19 protein-coding genes and 1 pseudogene are annotated in these 18,080 nt (G+C 42.0%); 16 read left to right on the forward strand and 4 right to left on the reverse strand.

The window, feature by feature from the left end; genetic code table 11:
- Positions 1-203: 203 nt before the first annotated feature.
- From GWP40_RS09265 to GWP40_RS09290, 6 genes are all read left to right on the forward strand, one after another.
- Positions 204-3,152: a chromosome segregation SMC family protein gene (locus tag GWP40_RS09265; protein WP_212565101.1), complete on the forward strand. Its 2,949-nt coding sequence runs from the start codon at positions 204-206 to the stop codon at positions 3,150-3,152.
- Entirely contained in the window at positions 3,121-3,465 is a 345-nt protein-coding gene (locus GWP40_RS09270) for a hypothetical protein (RefSeq protein WP_162663533.1), read from the forward strand. The genes GWP40_RS09265 and GWP40_RS09270 overlap by 32 nt, the downstream gene beginning before the upstream one ends.
- On the forward strand, positions 3,462-5,297 hold the full coding sequence (locus GWP40_RS09275; protein ID WP_212565102.1) for an outer membrane protein assembly factor BamD: 1,836 nt from the start codon (positions 3,462-3,464) through the stop codon (positions 5,295-5,297). Before GWP40_RS09270 ends, GWP40_RS09275 begins: the two co-directional genes overlap by 4 nt.
- Positions 5,298-5,493: 196 nt before the next feature.
- On the forward strand, positions 5,494-6,093 hold the full coding sequence (locus GWP40_RS09280; protein ID WP_212565103.1) for a DbpA RNA binding domain-containing protein: 600 nt from the start codon (positions 5,494-5,496) through the stop codon (positions 6,091-6,093).
- The gene (gene lptC, locus GWP40_RS09285) at positions 6,094-6,651 is read left to right on the forward strand and encodes an LPS export ABC transporter periplasmic protein LptC (RefSeq protein WP_212565104.1); all 558 of its coding nucleotides are present in this window, start codon (positions 6,094-6,096) and stop codon (positions 6,649-6,651) included.
- Between the two features lie 209 nt (positions 6,652-6,860).
- On the forward strand, positions 6,861-8,588 hold the full coding sequence (locus GWP40_RS09290) for a YifB family Mg chelatase-like AAA ATPase (protein WP_212565105.1): 1,728 nt from the start codon (positions 6,861-6,863) through the stop codon (positions 8,586-8,588).
- Here the strand turns inward: GWP40_RS09290 and GWP40_RS09295 are convergent.
- Positions 8,568-8,900 (reverse strand): hypothetical protein, encoded by a 333-nt coding sequence (locus GWP40_RS09295; RefSeq protein WP_212565106.1) that lies wholly within the window; start codon positions 8,898-8,900, stop codon positions 8,568-8,570. The two genes, GWP40_RS09290 and GWP40_RS09295, sit on opposite strands and share 21 nt — an antisense overlap.
- Positions 8,901-9,146: 246 nt before the next feature.
- The gene (locus GWP40_RS09300) at positions 9,147-9,566 is read right to left on the reverse strand and encodes a hypothetical protein (RefSeq protein ID WP_212565107.1); all 420 of its coding nucleotides are present in this window, start codon (positions 9,564-9,566) and stop codon (positions 9,147-9,149) included.
- Positions 9,567-9,698: 132 nt separating this feature from the next.
- On the opposite strand from GWP40_RS09300, the gene GWP40_RS09305 reads away from it, so the two are divergent.
- The gene (locus tag GWP40_RS09305) at positions 9,699-10,364 is read left to right on the forward strand and encodes a DUF4272 domain-containing protein (RefSeq protein WP_212565108.1); all 666 of its coding nucleotides are present in this window, start codon (positions 9,699-9,701) and stop codon (positions 10,362-10,364) included.
- 104 nt (positions 10,365-10,468) lie between these two features.
- On the opposite strand, the gene GWP40_RS09310 is transcribed toward GWP40_RS09305, so the two are convergent.
- On the reverse strand, positions 10,469-10,915 hold the full coding sequence (locus GWP40_RS09310; RefSeq protein WP_212565109.1) for a hypothetical protein: 447 nt from the start codon (positions 10,913-10,915) through the stop codon (positions 10,469-10,471).
- Between the two features lie 252 nt (positions 10,916-11,167).
- Between GWP40_RS09310 and GWP40_RS09315 the strand changes: the two genes are divergently transcribed.
- The 9 genes and pseudogenes from GWP40_RS09315 (at position 11,168) to GWP40_RS09350 (ending at position 17,505) form a co-directional block, all read left to right on the forward strand.
- Positions 11,168-11,623 carry a DUF2004 domain-containing protein gene (locus GWP40_RS09315; protein WP_212565110.1) on the forward strand — a complete coding sequence of 152 codons (456 nt, stop codon included), beginning with the start codon at positions 11,168-11,170 and terminating at the stop codon, positions 11,621-11,623.
- A 140-nt stretch (positions 11,624-11,763) separates the two neighbouring features.
- The gene (locus GWP40_RS09320; protein WP_212565111.1) at positions 11,764-12,558 is read left to right on the forward strand and encodes a hypothetical protein; all 795 of its coding nucleotides are present in this window, start codon (positions 11,764-11,766) and stop codon (positions 12,556-12,558) included.
- Between the two features lie 24 nt (positions 12,559-12,582).
- Positions 12,583-14,076: a gliding motility protein gene (locus GWP40_RS09325; protein ID WP_212565112.1), complete on the forward strand. Its 1,494-nt coding sequence runs from the start codon at positions 12,583-12,585 to the stop codon at positions 14,074-14,076.
- A gap of 9 nt (positions 14,077-14,085) precedes the next feature.
- A complete protein-coding gene (locus GWP40_RS09330) occupies positions 14,086-14,322 on the forward strand; it encodes a hypothetical protein (protein WP_016523694.1) in 237 nt (78 codons plus the stop codon).
- Between the two features lie 74 nt (positions 14,323-14,396).
- Positions 14,397-14,898: pseudogene (locus tag GWP40_RS13410) on the forward strand (hypothetical protein).
- Between the two features lie 219 nt (positions 14,899-15,117).
- On the forward strand, positions 15,118-15,420 hold the full coding sequence (locus GWP40_RS09335; protein WP_044016649.1) for a tetratricopeptide repeat protein: 303 nt from the start codon (positions 15,118-15,120) through the stop codon (positions 15,418-15,420).
- Between the two features lie 129 nt (positions 15,421-15,549).
- On the forward strand, positions 15,550-16,317 hold the full coding sequence (locus GWP40_RS09340) for a HEAT repeat domain-containing protein (RefSeq protein ID WP_212565113.1): 768 nt from the start codon (positions 15,550-15,552) through the stop codon (positions 16,315-16,317).
- A gap of 17 nt (positions 16,318-16,334) precedes the next feature.
- Entirely contained in the window at positions 16,335-16,544 is a 210-nt protein-coding gene (locus GWP40_RS09345; RefSeq protein WP_230974375.1) for a DUF1963 domain-containing protein, read from the forward strand.
- Positions 16,522-17,505, forward strand: coding sequence for a hypothetical protein (locus tag GWP40_RS09350; protein ID WP_212565114.1), 984 nt, complete (start codon positions 16,522-16,524; stop codon positions 17,503-17,505). Before GWP40_RS09345 ends, GWP40_RS09350 begins: the two co-directional genes overlap by 23 nt.
- 39 nt (positions 17,506-17,544) lie before the next feature.
- Here the strand turns inward: GWP40_RS09350 and GWP40_RS09355 are convergent, their stop codons facing one another.
- Positions 17,545-18,069 (reverse strand): hypothetical protein, encoded by a 525-nt coding sequence (locus GWP40_RS09355; protein ID WP_212565115.1) that lies wholly within the window; start codon positions 18,067-18,069, stop codon positions 17,545-17,547.
- Positions 18,070-18,080 lie beyond the last annotated feature (11 nt).

The following is an 18,080-nucleotide window of genomic DNA, read 5'->3' on the forward strand; positions in this document are numbered from 1 at the left end:
AAAGTATAAAATGCAAAAGGTTGTCGATTACCTTGAATGAATAAGCCTGTTCAATAACTTCGTTGTCGAACAGGTCGACGAGTTCTAAATCGCACAAATAGCACGATTTAGAACATCGCATTTCAAGGTAACCTGTTCAGAAACGGAAGTTTCCGAGCAGGTTTAATGGGAAACGGCACGTTCTTGAGGAGTTAATAGACAGGGTGTTTCTTAAAAGTCTTGAAATATTCGGATTTAAATCGTTTGCGGATAGGACGCGGATAGAGTTTGCGGAAGGTATTACCGCCTTGCTCGGCCCGAACGGCTGCGGTAAAAGCAATGTCGTCGATGCGATGAAGTGGGTACTGGGTGAGCAGGCGTCAAAAACGCTCCGTGCGGAGAAGATGGAAGACGTTATCTTTAACGGCACCGAGTCGCGGAAGGCGCTCAATGTGGCGGAAGTTACGCTGACTATCAGCAACGAAAACGGATTGTTAAATCTTGAAGTAAGTGAAATTGCCATAAAGCGCAGGCTCTACCGGTCGGGAGAAAGCGAATATTTTATCAATAATACGCCGGTGCGGCTCAAAGAGCTGCGGGAGCTTTTTTGGGATACGGGTGTCGGAAAGGCGGCGTATTCAGTCATGGAGCAGGGAAAGATCGACCAAATTCTTTCCAGCAAGCCGGAAGACCGCCGCTATTTGTTTGAAGAGGCCGCCGGTATTACACGGTTTAAAGTACGCCGCGCCGAAGCGGAGCGAAAACTGCAAAAGACCGAAGAAAATATGCGTCAAGTGGAAGGCGTATTGGGAGAGGTACGCCGCTCCTACGATGTTCTGAAAGTACAGGCGGAAAAAACCGTCAAGCACCGGTCGCTGCGGGATGCCATCTTTGAACACGACCTCGATATCCAACTGTTGCGCCTTAAAAAATTCACCGATGACTACGCACAGCGCGAGGAAAGCATAAAAGAAGCCAAAGCTAAGCGCGATGATGTACAGACCAAAATCGATTCCATCCATACGATGCTTTCCGAGAACATGGACGAAGTCAACAGCTTGGAAAAAAAGCTCGACGAACATCAAAAAGAGATTTACGGACTTGCCATCGAAAAGCGCGGAAAGGAAAATCAGGCGCGTTTACAGGCGGAGCGGCAAACCGAGCTGAAAACCAAACTCGGTCAGCTGGAGCTGCGCAAGACGGGGCTCGAAGAGCGTATCGAAAACCTTGAAGAGGACGCCGGAGAGCAGGATGCGAAGGTGCACGACTTTAAAAAGAAGGTGCAGGATATTCAAAAAAACATCGACGACTTTGAAGAAAGTCTCCGGCTTGCGTCGCAAAAAATTACCGATAACGACACTACCCGTATGACGCTGCAGGAGCAGATTGAAGAACTCGATAAAAAACGCGCCGGTATGGAAACCGAACTCCGCGCCATCACCGAAGACATCGTTACGGAACTGGATAAGAACCTTTCCGCAGCAGGTTATTCGGCGCAGGGACGCGGCAAACTGGAACAACAGGTTTTTGACTGCATCAGCCAAATCAAGGTGCTGTTAAACGGCCGCAAGAATATCTTTTCGGACTTTGCCGCGTTAAGCGATCATACTGAAAAAGAGACTGCGCAGTTTGCGCAAAATGCCGTACAATCGTTCACGGAGCTGCTCGGTTTAACGGAATCGCTGGAAACGTATTTGCAGGAATACAAAAAATCTTCCGCAAGCTTTATCGACGATTTTTTAGCGCCGGAAGGTATTATCACTCAAAAGCGCAGTATCGATGCGGCAATAGAAGCTAATCGAAATACAATAGAAGAAAAGCGGAACAAAATCGCGAATCTGCATACCGAAAACGAGCAGCTTGCGGTAAAAATAAACGAGTACCGGAAAACGCTGGAAGACCTCCGTATCCATAAAACAAAGATGAAGGCGGAATCCGACGCAGCCGAGCAGCAAGCGGCGTTTTTGCGGAAAGAATTGACGGTACAGCAAAACGCGCTCCGCGAACTTGAAAACGAGCTGTACACGGAGCAAAAACGCTTTGACGAGGTAAAAGAACAGCTCCTCGAAATCGAAGGAGAAATCGCATCGATTGACCGCAAGGGGCGGCAGTTGACCGAAGCGCTCGAGCAGTTGGAAAAAGAAATCGCGTCCCGCAATAACGAACTTTCGAGCAATGAAGGGACGCTGAAAACGCTCAATGCGGAACTTGCCAAGCATAATTCGCTTATCGAAAAATATTATGTCGATACGGCAACTCTTGAAATCGAAATCAAAAACGTCAAAGACAATTTTAGAGAAACCCATTCGCGTGAATTGATGGAATTTGAAGAGCGGATGTATAAAATCACCGCTTCCCCGATGGATTTACGGACGGAACTTGCCGAGTTGCGCAAACAGCTGAAAGACCTCGGCAGCGTCAACCTGATGGCTCCGGAAGAATTCCAAGAAGTAAAGACCCGATTCGATTTTTTAACCGGACAGATCAACGACCTTGATAAAGCCCGCTCTGATTTACAGCGGATTACGGATGAAATAAAGGCGGAGTCTACGGAGCTGTTTCTTGTAACCTATAATAAGATCAAAAAGAACTTTCACAATATGTTTAGGCGGCTCTTCGGCGGCGGCAGGGCGGAAATTAAGCTGACCGATCCCAAGCAGGTATTGGAATCGGGCATCGAGATTTTCGCGCAGCCTCCGGGGAAAAAGCTGGAGAATATCGGTCTATTATCGGGCGGAGAAAAATCCATGACGGCGGTGGCGCTCCTTTTTGCAACATACATGGTTAAACCATCCCCGTTCTGTCTCTTGGACGAGATAGACGCTGCGCTTGACGAGCAGAACGTCAGCCGCTTCGTTACCGCCCTGTCCGGCTTTGCGAATGTCAGCCAATATATCGTCATCACCCATAACAAAAAAACGGTACTCGGCGCAAACACCATGCTCGGTGTTACAATGGAGGAATCAGGCGTCTCCAAACTCATTGCAATCAAATTGGATAATGATATTGAGTTATTAAAGCAGGAGAAAGCGGAAGAAGATGCCGATACTTTTATAGAAGAGGATGTAGAGCCGGAAGAAGGTATCTATATTCCGTCGCGGCCGCCGAAACGACGACATACAACTCAGGAGGAACAGCCGGATGAACATCATAGAAACGATTCGGACGCATAAGCTCATTGTTCTAGCTTCTGCGCTCGGTTTGCTGATTATCATGTTGATTATTTCCGTGATTATTTTACTAAGCGGAACAAAAAAGCCGAGTGTCGATCCCGATGAGGTAATGATTTCAATCGATCCGGTGATTTTTATGCTTCCCGACGAGCCGCTTGAACTTCCGCCGGTACAATATTCGCGCAAACAAAAGAAAATCTGGACTGATTCGGATTTGCAGTATTGGTATACGATTCCTGATGCAGAGCAGATGCAAAAACTGCACGATATAAATGAGCGGCAAATGAACAAATTATGGGAGAGTGTTCCGTGAAAAAATCGATCTATCCGCCCTGCCTTATCCTTCTTATATTACTCATCGTACCGGTTACTGCCTGTACGACAAAGACCGCTGCGGAAAAGCCGCAGGATACTCCTTCTCGGCAAGAACAACCCGCTACAGAATCGGCTTCTCACACCGGCAATACAATGTCTCCGCAGCCGGCACCTGCAGAAACACAGCCGTCAAAACCGGCAATGCAGCCCGATGCGGTATCGGGTGCGACAATCGATACCGTATCCGGCGCAACCATATCCCAGCGGCAGAAAAGAACGCCTGCATCGGAAGCAGTAGGAGCCGACAAAGATATGGCAACCAGCGGCGCAGCCGTATCTCAAAAGCAACATACTCCGGCAGCTACCGCAGGTAAAACGGCCGGTCAAAAGAACACTGCCGCAGATAAAACCGCCGCGAAAGCACAGAGCGAACCAACGGTAACAGCAGCTGCACAGCATTCCAAACAGAACAGCAGCGAGGCAGTTGTACAGAACGAAGAAAATAGTGGCAAGACAACCGTGCAGGATTCGACTGCGGCCGCCTCCCCTGCCCTTGCTGCCGCCGATACGTCTGTCCCTACAAAAACCGCCGGTGAGGCAGAGCCTACTGCAGCAGCCGAGAACACAACACCGCCCGCAGCGGCAGATACAGCCGCCGAGCAGATTCCGACAACTCCGTCCTCCGGCGAACCGGTACCGCTTGTAGCCGCAGACACGCCCGTCCCTTCTGCAGAGCAGAACGTACCGGTACCGCCTGCGGCCGCAGACACGTCGGCTACTTCTGCAAAGCAGAATGTACCGGCGTATGAAACAACGCTTGCGGATCTTATCAGCGATTTTGAAAAACAGGGCGGCAGCCACGGTTACGAACCGCCGCCGACCTTCCACGAAGAGATGCTCGACCTTTTTTTTTCTCCGCAAATATTCACCGTTGCGCTTTCAAAAGAACCGGAAACCGAACAAAAGCCCAAGGTTTCGCGCATGGTTGCAGTCGAAGAAAAGCAGCGGCTGGAACTCACCTATCCGGGACATGGCTGGGTCTATGTCGGCGAGCAAACCTCCCAACCGGGGTTAAAGTATGAACAGCGGAAACTACAGGACGAAAATTCAATTTTTATGTTTACCGCGGAGAAAAAAGGCGATTATGTACTCCATTTCTCCTATTTTGACGTATTTACCAATGAGTTTATCACCGACGCGGTAGCCGTATCGGTGAGCGCTGCCCGCTCACCCGCGGCAAAAGCAATGGTAAAAGCGCCTGACTATCAAACCGAAGCGGATTCGGATGCGGCAGAAGCACAAGCTAAAAAGAATACGCAATCAGCCGCTTCCCAGTCGGCAAGCAATTCGACCTCAAACACCGGAAGCGGTACGACACCACACACGGCACAAGCAGCCTCCGAAGTACCGCAAACAGCGGGCGCCGATTCGCAAAGCAAAATTTCGGAGCAGGCTATGACCGCCGAAATGGTGGAAACCGCAGCTGCGGAGAATACCGGCGATTCAACCGGACAAGCCTCCACAGCAGCAAATGAAGAAATACTCAGCTCCGACCAATTGCTCGAAAAGGCACGCACGGCAATCGCCGCTGCGGACGCAGGCACGGCCTTAGCATATCTGAACAATTTCTTTGGTACCGCGGAAGAGAAACTGGATGAAGGTTTATTTTTAAAAGGGCGCGCGTATGAACTAAATAGTTCCGTACGCAATATCAGACTGGCTCTCGCCGCATATAAAACGCTCACAGACAGCTTTCCTCAGAGTAAGTATTGGGCGGAGGCTGATGCGCGGATACGATATATCACCGGCTTTTATATCAATATCCGATAAGGAGCTTTGAAACTACCGATTTCATTGGTAGAGGGACATATACATTTTGGTTAATTTTATTAAACCTACCCTTGAGTAAATTATCTATCTATGGCAGTATTGTCGCACCATAGAGCCGGACAATCCGGTCATAATCAATTATTTTTAGTACATGTATGCTCCGATGAGGCGGAGCTGAGTTGAAGAGGAGAATATTGTGGTAAAACATACACCCGCATTAAATGAAGAACAAATCACCGCATTTCTTAAAGAAGTAGTAGAAACCGTTAAGACGGAAGAAGATCCTGACGTCCTTAACGCTTATCGTAAGATTTTTAGAAAGAACGTACCATTTACGCTGCGTTCTTATATCGCTGCATATCTAATCAAAGAGTATGAAGGCTCATCCTTTCCCCGCTCAAAACCGTATAGCCGACGTCCGAACCCTCGCTTCGGAGATCGTTCACGAGGATATGTTTCCGACCGTCCGCCGGTAGAACGCCCGATGCTTGATCCGTCCGAATCGGTCAGTATTTTTATGAGCATCGGTAGAAGCCGCCGTGTCTTTCCCCGTGATATTATCACCCTGCTTATCCAAAATGCAGACATAAGCCGCGAGCGAATCGGCGATATCCGTATCCTCGACAACTACTCGTTCGTGCAAGTCATGAACGAAGACGCGGATAAGATAATCGAAAAGCTCAATGATTTTCCATATCGCGGCAGGAATCTTTCCGTCAGCTATTCCCGTAAACCGGAAGCAGAAGATCTCGTGACTGAAACCGTCATCGAAACAACCGGAAGCGATGCGGAATAAATGAAGCTGTGGCCTGTCCTTATTGTCTTTATCTACACGGCGTGCTCGTTTAATTATCAGGAACTGCCGGAGCAAACGGTGCCTCAACCTGATATGATATTTACAAACGTCACGTTAAAGCGATATGAAAATACACTCGTCGATTTAAGTGTGTATGCACAAGAACTCGAAATGTATGATGAAGAAAAAATTTGGGCAGGCAAGCATATCAACTTTGTACAGTACGATAACAAAACGCAAAAAGAGTCTATGAAGGGCGAAACGGGTATCTTGTACATTGATGAGAAATCAGAAGAATACTCGCTTGGCGGCACGGTATCCTTTCAACTGATTAAAGATGATTTTTCGATCCGAAGCCCCGCCCTTATATGGAAAAAAAAAGAAAACTTCTTATCGGCGCCTGCCAATGAAACGGTAACGATTACTCAAAAAGATGAAATTACCATCGAAGGCAAAAGCTTTGCTGCAAATACCGCCGCAAAAGCATTTGCCTTTAACGAAGGCACAACCGGAACTATCTTGATAAAAGAAAAAGAACATACACAGGTATCCGATTGACACGAATTATTCTGTCTTGAAGATGGGAGCCCATCGTTTTTAATCCCCCTCAATACTGAAACGGCAAATTTTCTCAAAAAATTTTCATAAAAACGGTAGTTTTTCCTCAAATCTTTAGCCGAATTGCCGCTCGTGCTCTATATCCTTTAAGAAACTGCAACCATCGTGTTTTGTTTTTTATGAGACGGTCGCAGGATGAGGAGCTGAGCATGACTATTATGAGTTTTGCATCCTTCGGCTATGAGGGAGAGATTATCAAGGTTGAAGCGGATTTGCGGCGCGGGCTACCGATTGTCGATATTGTCGGGCTACCGGGTTCGGCGGTGAAGGAGGCACGGGAACGGATGCGCGCTGCCATTAGTAATTCCGAGTTGCCTTTTCCGCAAGAACGGATACTGATCAATTTAAGCCCTGCCGACCAGAAAAAAGAAGGCAGCGGGTTTGACCTGCCGATTGCACTCGCGGTATTACAGGCAGACTGTGCGCTCGATACACCGGTGATGGTAATCGGAGAACTGGAACTATCAGGGCGGGTGCGTCCGGTTCGGGGTGTCTTGGGAGCTTTGATTTCGGGATCTGCCGCTGGGATCGAGTTCTTTATCGTACCAAAAGAAAATGAAGCGGAAGCCCGTATCCAGCAGGGGGTGCGCATATACGGTGTTGAAACGCTGCGGGAAGCTTTGGAATGCCTCTATGCGATTGAAGCGGAACTGCGTGTGGAAAACAATAGCGAATCAAACGGCGGCGACAAAAACAGCGGCGCACCGGCACGGGAAGCTATCGGACACACAGGCAACTCGATTTCCACAGCCGCTTCATGGTCGGAACCGAGTCAAGCGGATGCCGCCGCAAATACGGGTACGGGCGGCTTTTTTGAGGAGGTGTACGGGCAAGGCGAACTGGTGCGAGCTTTGCACATTGCGGCAGCAGGCGGACACAGCGTGCTTGCCTACGGACCGCCGGGCTGCGGTAAAACGCTTTCGATGCAGCGGTTTGCCAGTCTCCTTCCCGACCTAGACCCGAAAACGGCGGAAGAAGTTACCCATATCTATAGCATCGCAGGTCTTTTACCGAGTATGCGCGGTCATGATGTGCGGATTAAACGCCCGCCGTTTAGAATGCCGCATCCGAATGCCAGCCTTGAAGGAATGATCGGCGGCGCGGGAAAGTGTATGCCCGGCGAAATTTCCCTTGCGCATGGCGGAACGCTTTTTTTGGATGAAGCCGTGCAGTTTAAACAAACCGTGCTGCAAACGCTCCGTGCGCCGCTGGAGACGGGTACCGTCACTTTGAGCCGTGCAGGAAGGACATCTACCTTCCCTGCCCGCTTCCAGCTGCTTATGGCGCTTAACTCATGCCCATGCGGAAATCTCGGCGCAGACGGTAAGGTATGCACGTGTATGCCCGCCGTGGTTGAACAATACTGGAAAAAACTGACGGCTCCGCTGATTGACCGCATCGACTTGCGGATTCCGGTGTTTCCGCCTCAAGCATACGGGCTGCCGGAAAAGCCGTGTTACAATACCGCCGATATGCGTAAAAAAATCGCGGCTTCGGATAACATACAAAGAGAACGGTATGCCGCATATCTGCGTAAAGGATTAAACGGCGGAGCGGCGGAAACACCTGTACACAACAAGACGGTAGACTTCAACCTCGCCGGTACTGCGCAATCGGCAGCGCAGCTGTCTTACAAAAACGTACACTTGACTCCGTCAGCCCTATCGGCATTGTGCCCGCTTACCGGCGAGGCGGAGCGTATTTTTACCCATAATGCCGAAAAAAAAGAGCTTTCGGGAAGAGGGAGTCACGCAATTTTGAAGATTGCGCGTACCATTGCCGATCTTGCGCAGGAAGATGTAATCGCCGCGGCTCACATCGAAGAAGCGATCCGCCTCCGCGAATGGAGTTCTTTCTTACCGTTTTTTATGCACTGAAAGGGAGAATAAGCAGGCTCGGCATTCCTTCCATGTAGTAAAAAGCAAGGCAGCAAATATCTCAAACAACACCGGCACTGCCGTGCGGACACTTTGAAGGTCTTGCCTCCCCTGCCCTTCCATAATCAACAACCTCGATGCGGCTTGTGAGTATTGCTCAATGTTTCGCACTATATGTTCTATATTTTTCCAATACAAAACGGCATGATCTGCATATAGTTCAAGCTGTGCTTCTTTCTCCTTGCGGCTCCAACATTTTGCAGCAATCCATGCCGGCAGCGACATAGCAATAGGAATTAAACCGAATATCAAATAAACAGCATGTCTAGGGTTCCATAATATACAAAAGTTATATTGATGAAAGAAATTTCTAATTTTGTATGCAAGCAGAATAAAAGCGGCAAAAGTATTCTGAACAAGAACTTAGCATAGATAAGAATATCTTAAAAACCGCTACGGCGATTGCAATAAATAATATTATGGAACACTAGCTATTATAAATTTTAGACTCATTATCCATGCCAGGTATAACACATTCCCCGACTAATAAAATGTTTATTATTTTTCAATCCGGTAAACCATATCTCCGGAATTCCAAATATACATAATTGCGGATACAGGTTCTTTTCCATCTGCCCAAATCAACCCCGTATATGTTGTGTTAAATCCATAGTAGCCTTCTGTCAAAATTTCAAACTCTACATTGGAAAATTCTTCAATATATTTTTTCAATCCAATGGCTTTTCCGGAAAAATCACCTTCATAAACTGTCTTATCAAATATCAGAATATTACATTCATCTAAATCGCAGTCATAAAATAGAACAGATCCGGAATATATTTTTTCTTCACCTTCAGTATATTGAAATAATTTATTAAGCTTTAATGTTAAAATTTTGTTTTTGAATTTGATACTCTCTATCCTACTATCATGTAAGCTGAAAAGGATATTACTTTCTCTATCATGTATTAAATCCATCGCCATCCTCATACATTTCTATTTATATCTTCCATCAATCTGCGCAATTATACTGTTTTTAAGGTGCTTGTTCTATCGGATGTAAATAATCATATTTCTTGATATAATAGTGTGTTAAATGGGAGCGTTATTATGTACATAAGACCTGAAGATCGGCGTGAAAAATCGAATGCAAAAATAAAGGGAATGGGCATTGCCTGTATGGAAGCGCTGCCCTTGGTGGAATCATCAAAAGAGGCGAAGCTTAAAAGCCTTGAAGAAATATGCGACAGAGCCATCGCATGTCTTTTGTCAATTCAATTGGCCGAAGACATTCATAATGAGCAAGGATATGAAGAATCGAAGGAACTGTTTTTACGTTTGCTTAAAAACTACGAAGTATCGGACTGCCTTTTGGAAAAGGAAAAACGACTTTTTGACGGAACATACAGCGAACAGGATGTCATCGATGTCTGCTGGACTTATGAAGCGTATTGGTCGCTTGTGTGGGCGTTGGGCTTGGTCGAAGATATTTCCTATCCGAATGACATCTGTGATGTGGAACGAGCGATAAAACTGGTTGGCGATAGCGATGGGAAAGCTGCGTTTAAAGCACAATGTAAGTTACGCGGAATAGAAGAAATACTGGATATGCTCGATCTTCACTATCGTTACCATTGGGCAACGGAGGAAAAGCGGCTCCGCCCGGAAACGGAAATCAAAGACTTAAATCCCGATGTTTTAATGGAACGGCGGCGCGGACTTGAGTGGCTTATTTCCGAAGAAAGCGATTGGTTCGATATTTCGATGGATACGTAGGCGGGTACCGCTCGTCCTTTAGTTTTTCCTTTCCATATCTATTGCCATGAGGTAATTTATATCTTCCTTTTTTATCAATCGTCTTACTGATATTATTGGAATCCTTATATTTCTCCCCAAAATCCATACATCCATTTCTCTGTATTCAAAGGATAAATTTCATTCGCTTGGTTTAGCAAGAGCAATATTTTTTCTTTCCGTCTCATTTTTGCATTTTCACTCTTTAAATCTTCCATTCCTTCAATCAGTTTTTGTGCCTTATTCTTTAATCCGTGCCATTTCTGCCAGTCTTTAATAGACATTCTCTCCGATTTTTCTTTTAATATCTCTCTCCATAAAATTTTTTCTCTCACTTCTTCCGGATTTTCAGGTTCTCCCAATATTGCCGGCTCTAAATAAATCTCATTTAAAAAGTATATTTCGGGACAAAAAGGCGCAGTCCTCAACAAACAATGTTCTTTTTTCTTCTTATCAAAATAATAAATTCCTTGCCACAGCACCTCCCCATAAGATGTCCATGGCATTTCTTTGTTTTTGAGTGCATAAATCATCACATATTCTCCATAAAAATATCTTTGTTACACTAAAACTTTCCAATACATCGCTATTTTTATCCGACGAAAATATATTCGATGACAAGCAGTTCCTTCACTTTTTCATATTTTTCAATCCATTCTTTTGTCGGCATCATATAAACCTCCACATAAAGATTAAATAATATAGTATTTATCAGTACATGTGTCCACAGACAAAAGCTTCATTTTTTGATATACCTACAAAAAGTTTTTATTGGAGGTGAAACTATGAAAAAAATGGAACATCGATATTTCGGTCAGTTGAATCTTGCGACAACAGATGATGTAGAAGTAATTTGGGAAAAAGAGATTCAGGGGATAGACACATGGCTTTGGCTCGACAAAAATGTAGAACTGTCTACCGGCATACTCGACCTTTATGCACAGTTTCTTGAGAACATAGACGATAAAATAAAAGAAGCAAGAAAAGCACTGATAACATATTTAAAAGATGACAGTTACTATATCGACTTTCATATTGAAGAATGCGGACTGGAAGATTTACCGACTGATATTACCGAGTTTGTAACGAAAATGAAGATAACCAATATCGGCTTATGGATTGAAAGTGAAGGGCCGCATATCACAATGGATTTTACGATTGCGCCTGATGAAAGCGATGAAATACTCTGCGTAAAATTCGGTGAAGATGCAAAGATCATAGCCATTGATTGGGAAAGTTAGCGGTTAGAAATGTTACAATTCTTCTATGAAAACGAGGACATTGACGATAAACTGATAGATTACATTAAGAATAATCCCGAGAAATTTGTCTTCATCGGCACTTACAAAACAGATGAGGATTAGAGAGAAAGCAACAAACTATGATTTATGTTAAATTCTATAGCAAAACTAAAGATTGTTTTTTAGAGGGCATCAACAGGAAACCAAGTGCCGAGATTAAAAAAATAATAAGCTGCGAAGCTGACATTATCTATCAATCTCCTCATACAAATAAGATTATTTGGGCATCAAAACGGCTGGACGAAAATTGCGTAAGCATAATCGCATTTGATGAAACTGCAAAAAAAATTGCTTCTATAAAATTGGAAGATGAATTGAGCGATTCAGATATAGCTTTTACAAGTTTAAGTGAAGATAATCGCATAGTAGTATCTTTTACAGCAGGACAGGACGGATCCCAAGATTATTGCATAGAATTAAACAATAATGAGCTGAAAATAATATATAAGTTTCCTAAAAATTTATCTTATATGTTTAGCTTCGATAAATATGCTTTTCTTGCTGATTTTTACAGTTCGGCTTTTTTTAAAATTTCTTCCTCGGATTTTACGCCGATTGCTGAAAATACATATTCTTTGTTTAAAGAAGATTCATTATCCAATGTACAGAAAATCAATGATAGTTTCGGAATATTTTGTACCACTGAGGGGAAATGCTATGTATTTGGCTTATCCGCACTTGAATTAATTGATGAGCTTATTATTGATTGTAAAATAGATGATTTAGAAAAAAATTGGACTGTGAATGCATTATTTCAAACAAGGGATGAGATGATATTCCAATATCGCAATTATAAAAATGGGAAAGAAAGCATTGAATGGATAAGCGTAGATAAATTATATTTTGATAAACTTATCAAAGAACGGAAACTGTAATATAATTAAAAAAAAGGATAAATTATGAAAGCTAAAACCGGCGATGTGTACTGTGTGTATAATTCACATTTAAAAAAATATACTGCGTGCCAAATAACCAAGATAGAGGAAGGTGAGAAAAAACCGAAAGCAGTGCTGCTCTGGTTAGATTGGTCGGGTGAACAGCCTCTCAAAGAGGAAGAATTACCTTTACTAAAGCCGCTTTATCAGGACTTTATGTACTGGAAACGTGGTCTGCATCTTTGTAATGTTGATATCATGGTGCCTGCGAACCATATGTTAATCGGTAACATGCAGCCATTAACCGATGAAAGCACAAATACCTATGCAATGTTTTGGGGAAACGGATATGAAGTATATCGTCAACTTAAATGGCAGGAGATTCCTAAAGAGCAAAGAGATGCGTTTAAAAAAGCGGAGAGCAGTAAGGAAAAAATTATATTTGCCGGAAAAGAAATATCGGTTTCCAGACATCGCATACATGATGATGTTCCTTTTGAAAATGTGCTGGAATTAAAAGCCTTTCCATGCTTATCCTATTTGGCATGTAAAAAATGGCATATCGGTTTATATGACTATTTACAATCATGTCCGTTTTTAGATGAGCTGGTACTTGAAAATCATCAGCAAAAAAGATTGGATTTTTCCAATGCGCATTTGCACAAACTTTCTATTGATATGAACGGCGTGGAAGACCTTTATCTGAATAACGAATTGGAAGAACTTATTCTGTTAGGTGAAGTAACAAATAACTGTAAAATACATGCTGTTGAAAACGGAGCTTTATTACTTTTAACAGCAACTGAAATAGTGCCTAAAATACAGGGGCTAAAAGACTTGGGCAAACTGCATTGCTCAGAGATTACAGAACTTGATGTAGCCGATATTTTAAAAGCATATCCGATGCTGAAGGAATTGCGGCTATGGGGTAAACCCGGTATTCTTTCTAACCTTTCTATGCTATCCCGGTTTACAAAACTGGAGGGCTTTACTACGGTTGATTTATTCGGTTTTTCTGCCGAAGACATTCCGGAGCCGGATCGTTTACCTAACTTACATTGGTTTTGGATGAGCAGCTTGCCAGAGGATGCGGCAAAAAAAGCAAAACAACTGTATAAAAAGAAAACAGAACGAGGTCTTAACCTCTGGATACAAAAGCCGAGAAAACCCGAATGGCTGGCGCAGAACCTTGACAATCCGTTCCGCTCATGGGACGGACAGGAAAATATTTCTGCAGCGAATGCCAAGAAAGCGGCCGATTTATATAAAAAAACAAGAGCCGAAATCCTCAAATTGGAACAAATGTCCCCAAGCGAAGCCGCACAGTCAGCCGAAGCTTTGGTGAGGGCATACACTGAAGCCTTTAATAAGATGGACAAACGCAAATATTTTATTGAAACAGTAGAAAGAGAGGATATCTATTGTGCTCTTACAGAACTTTTAGATTTAATACCGCCTTCTCTATCTATCAATAAAGAAAAACTCTTGGAAATTTTTGACCTGACACGGGATTTTTAGGATTAAAAGATGTTTCCGAATTATTTTGACGGCGCAACTATTTTAACGATTGCTCACTTAGCCGATGATTCTGAAAATGAATTTGTAAAAAAGATATTCGCAATGATAAATCAACAACCCCGACGCTTGCGTCGGGGCACAGTGCTCAACGTTTCGCACTGTGTGTTCTATAAGGTGGTTGCAGTCGGCTTTAATACCCTTTATTACGACGCAAGTATCGGGGTATTAAACTCTCCGCACGAATAAAGACTTCGAGAATCTTTCTCCAAAAGAACAGGAAGTGTTCACAGTAAATTTTCCGCATATCTTTAGAAATTAATATGAATAAAATTGTAACTACAACAGTAATAGTAATTTTTACTCTTTTATTTTTTACAGCCGATATAGTGTTAATCACAAGATTTTTCATACTGATAAAGCAAAGAAGATATAATGATTCGGCTCCTCTTTGGGGCGGACTTCCCGATTTATTTCCGAAAATTGAAAATAAATATCTTAAAACTTTTTTTGAACTACATCATGCTAAATATTGCGGTGTATATCATCGGGTACTATCTCCCAAAGACAGGGGTTTTTACCGGAACTCTTATCTTTTCTTTTGATATTGTTATCGAGAGCTATAGATTTTTAGTATCGTTTATAATAACGAATTTATTTTTAGCTATTAGTCAGCTTACAAGAAAAATAAAAATTTTTCAACAAAATACAATTTCGGCTAAACTATACTACATTGAACTTATCATCATTCCCATTATTGTTATTTTTTCTCTTTATTTTTTTGACAGTGTTTTTGATAATCTTGCAAGGAATGGAACAATATAAAAGAATAGTACACTTACAAAAACGGTTGAAAGATGATAGAATAAATATATGGAGGCACGATAAACAGTTCGGCAGAAATTCAGCCTCACTGTTTATCTTCGAGTTTGCCTTTCAGGCAAACATCGTATTATTATATATGTGTGCTTTCCGGCACACATTTGAAAAAACTTTTTTCAGGATTTAATAATCCTTGTAAAAAGTTTTTATAGGGGTAAAAATATGAACGGAGAATTATATCTAAAAAAGGGTATGCTTCAACTAAATAAAAAATTGTATGATGAAGCCTTGGAAACTTTGAATAAAGTAATCAAACTCGATGATGATCTTGCCAGTGTTACATCTGCAAAATGTATTTTAGGTGAATATTATTTTATTCATCAAAACTATGAAAAATCAAAAGAATTTTTATCATGGATTTGTGACAGACAAGATGAGCTTGAAGAAGAGTTTGACGATTTACTTTCACAAGAAATTGATACAGCCTCGGTACTGATTGATATGATGGAAAGATATAAGCTGTAAAACACAATTTGCTAAAAATATGCAAGGAGTGATATTGTATGCAAAACAATTCTTATATTCATAATTTAAAAATGGAGCATGCAGAGCCTCTCCCTCTTTTTGAAGATATGTTAAAGGAAGGAAAAAGTTTTGCAAGAACTTGAAGCGGAGCGGTTACGCCGTCAAAATCTTACAAAAGAAGATTTGCAAAAAAAGTATGGCGAATTACAAAGAGCCGATTTTCCTCTTAGCGAATGTATCGGTTTTATAGCCGATTTAGGCGGCAGTAATCAGCTCGCTTATCATTACGAATTGATTTGCGAAGACTGGGGGCGAGATGATCCGTTGCATTTGAGTAACAGTTTCGACAAACACGATTTAGCAGGAATTAATTTTCTTTTTGCGACTATAAACAAAACAGCAACCGAAAAAATACGGGTGTTCACCGCCTATCTCATTGCCGAAATTCTTGTGAGGTCGAAACATCGCGATTTTCATACGGCTGCATGCAATCGTCTTGTGCCGATACTTGTTTCGCTTACAAATACGAAGGACTGTGTTCTGAGGCGGAAAGCGTTGATAGCTATCGGGTGGGTTGGGACAGCGCAAGAGATTGGTATTTTTAATGACAGAATGCTTCACGACGAGGATAGTCTTTGCCGTGCATGGTCAGCTTCGGGGCTATGGCAATTATCATGTAACAGACTGCATAGTCAAACAATACTCCCGGAAGTAAAAGATGTTTTGAGACAGGCAATCGCTGTGGAAAAAGACCTTTTTGCATGCGGCGTAATAATAGAGTCGGCACAGAGTTTATTCGGTAAAAAATGGATATCGTCTATCGCTGTTGAAAATGCAGATGTTGTAAAAATAGAAAAGGCTCGCAAATCGGCTGTCAGATTTTTAAGTAAGGATTAAATATAAGGAGTATAATCATGAAACAAATTCCCGATTTTCTGAAAGAATACGAAACCGCTTTACAAAAATACAGGCAGCGTTCTGTCGAAATTCTTGCGACAGCCCTAAACGACGGTGAAACAACGGATATAAAAAGCTCCAAGTTTTTGGGAACCCCCTATTTGCCTGTCGGTACGGACTATCCGAAAGACAAGGATGGAAAATATGAACGAAATTTATGCAATTAACGATTTATCGGAACTGGAAGATTTTTTACATTCTCAAAACTCCATTGAAAACATACGTGAAAAAGTTTTTGTAGAGTTTTTAAAATATGCGGATTATAAAAGCGTCTCGGAGTGGAACAAGGCAGTACGGCTTTGTGAATGTCTTGCTGTAATCGGCTGGGGAAATTATGAACCTTTGGAAGCGTCAAGAGGTGTGTTTTTTAACGGTAATCCCCGTACCTTTTTTTGTAACAGATTCGGAGAGCTCCGGTTTGTCGAGGCAATATGGTCAAAAAGAAAAACAGGATTTACCATGGAACAGGGTAGAACTTCCTATTACCCCGCTCCCGACTGCAAAGACAAAAAACAACCGATGTGTTGGGATTACCCCGTAACTGAAAATATAGAAGACATAAAAATTGAAAGTCAACGTAATTGGATTCCTAAAAATCCTGTTTGGATTGTGCATACAATATCAAACTGTTATGAAAATTCAAAACCGGTTATAGAAAGCATTAAAGAAAAACTTCAGGACGAATTAAATAAAAAGATGCGTCCCGAAAAATACGGCAAAGCCATAAATTGTATTTTATTGAAATGTGCTTTCAGCTATTATGATAATAATCATTGTAAAACAAACTATGTCATCGATGAATCGGGACGCAAATTATCAAGTCAAGAAGCTGCAAAAGAATTACAGAAATTATACACAAAAGAAGAAATTTCCGAAAACGGATATTACTTGCGCCCCCGATTTCAATACGGGTCATTTAAAGCAGATACGGGCAAGATAGAAGCCGTCATACATTTTGAAAAAGAATTCAGCCTATTAACACATCGTCAGCAAAAAGAAAAACTGGCAGAGTATTTTTTAATTGCACTTAAAACCATTGCAGAAAGACAAAAAAAGAAAATACCGAATTATGATTTCAATTTAATGATTTCCGATTTTACTGAAATAATGAAAAAATGGATGAATTAGGGAGATGTAAACATGCGCTATTCATTTCTGTCAGTCAATCTAATTTTCCTCTTGTTTTTCAATAAGATCTTGTACCACCTTTTCCAAAGTCAATAATTGAGCCATGTCTGATATATCGCTTATCCCGAAATGATTAAAGGATGTAGCGCCTGTAATTGTTTTGTATTCTTTCGGTCTTGATATAAATGATATTTTTCGATTATCAATTCCTATATCAACCTTTACCAATTTGTCATGATTCGATTTTATTTTACAAAATAAGATTTTACCGGCTATAATTTCTTTTTCATTTTCTAAAATTCTTATATTAAGCTTATCGATATAAACAATAAATTTTTTTGCTACACTTTTACGAATTTTTTTTATAATAAGATATGATATAACAAATGCAGGTAAAAACACTAAAAATTTAAATAGCGGATGAACTTTGTAAGTAATCATTCCAGAATAAAATAACAGCAGGTATGTTAGTAATATAGGAAACATAAAGCCTATCGGAAAGCATAGTCCCATAATCATGTCGCTTTTTGGTGTTCCTGCCACAAATTCAAATTTTTTCATCATGTATGTATCTA

The sequence above is a fragment of the Treponema vincentii genome, from assembly GCF_018336815.1.
GTDB lineage: Bacteria > Spirochaetota > Spirochaetia > Treponematales > Treponemataceae > Treponema.

Coding starts and splice junctions, on each gene's coding strand:
- lptC (WP_212565104.1), top strand. CDS start 6,094: ATGAAGCTGTGGCCTGTCCTTATTGTCTTTATCTACACGGCGTGCTCG.
- GWP40_RS09320 (WP_212565111.1), top strand. CDS start 11,764: ATGATTTATGTTAAATTCTATAGCAAAACTAAAGATTGTTTTTTAGAG.
- GWP40_RS09315 (WP_212565110.1), top strand. CDS start 11,168: ATGAAAAAAATGGAACATCGATATTTCGGTCAGTTGAATCTTGCGACA.
- GWP40_RS09300 (WP_212565107.1), bottom strand. CDS start 9,566: ATGGATTTAATACATGATAGAGAAAGTAATATCCTTTTCAGCTTACAT.
- GWP40_RS09350 (WP_212565114.1), top strand. CDS start 16,522: ATGAACGAAATTTATGCAATTAACGATTTATCGGAACTGGAAGATTTT.
- GWP40_RS09270 (WP_162663533.1), top strand. CDS start 3,121: ATGAACATCATAGAAACGATTCGGACGCATAAGCTCATTGTTCTAGCT.
- GWP40_RS09290 (WP_212565105.1), top strand. CDS start 6,861: ATGACTATTATGAGTTTTGCATCCTTCGGCTATGAGGGAGAGATTATC.
- GWP40_RS09355 (WP_212565115.1), bottom strand. CDS start 18,069: ATGATGAAAAAATTTGAATTTGTGGCAGGAACACCAAAAAGCGACATG.
- GWP40_RS09325 (WP_212565112.1), top strand. CDS start 12,583: ATGAAAGCTAAAACCGGCGATGTGTACTGTGTGTATAATTCACATTTA.
- GWP40_RS09330 (WP_016523694.1), top strand. CDS start 14,086: ATGTTTCCGAATTATTTTGACGGCGCAACTATTTTAACGATTGCTCAC.
- GWP40_RS09345 (WP_230974375.1), top strand. CDS start 16,335: ATGAAACAAATTCCCGATTTTCTGAAAGAATACGAAACCGCTTTACAA.
- GWP40_RS09310 (WP_212565109.1), bottom strand. CDS start 10,915: ATGATTTATGCACTCAAAAACAAAGAAATGCCATGGACATCTTATGGG.
- GWP40_RS09335 (WP_044016649.1), top strand. CDS start 15,118: ATGAACGGAGAATTATATCTAAAAAAGGGTATGCTTCAACTAAATAAA.
- GWP40_RS09305 (WP_212565108.1), top strand. CDS start 9,699: ATGTACATAAGACCTGAAGATCGGCGTGAAAAATCGAATGCAAAAATA.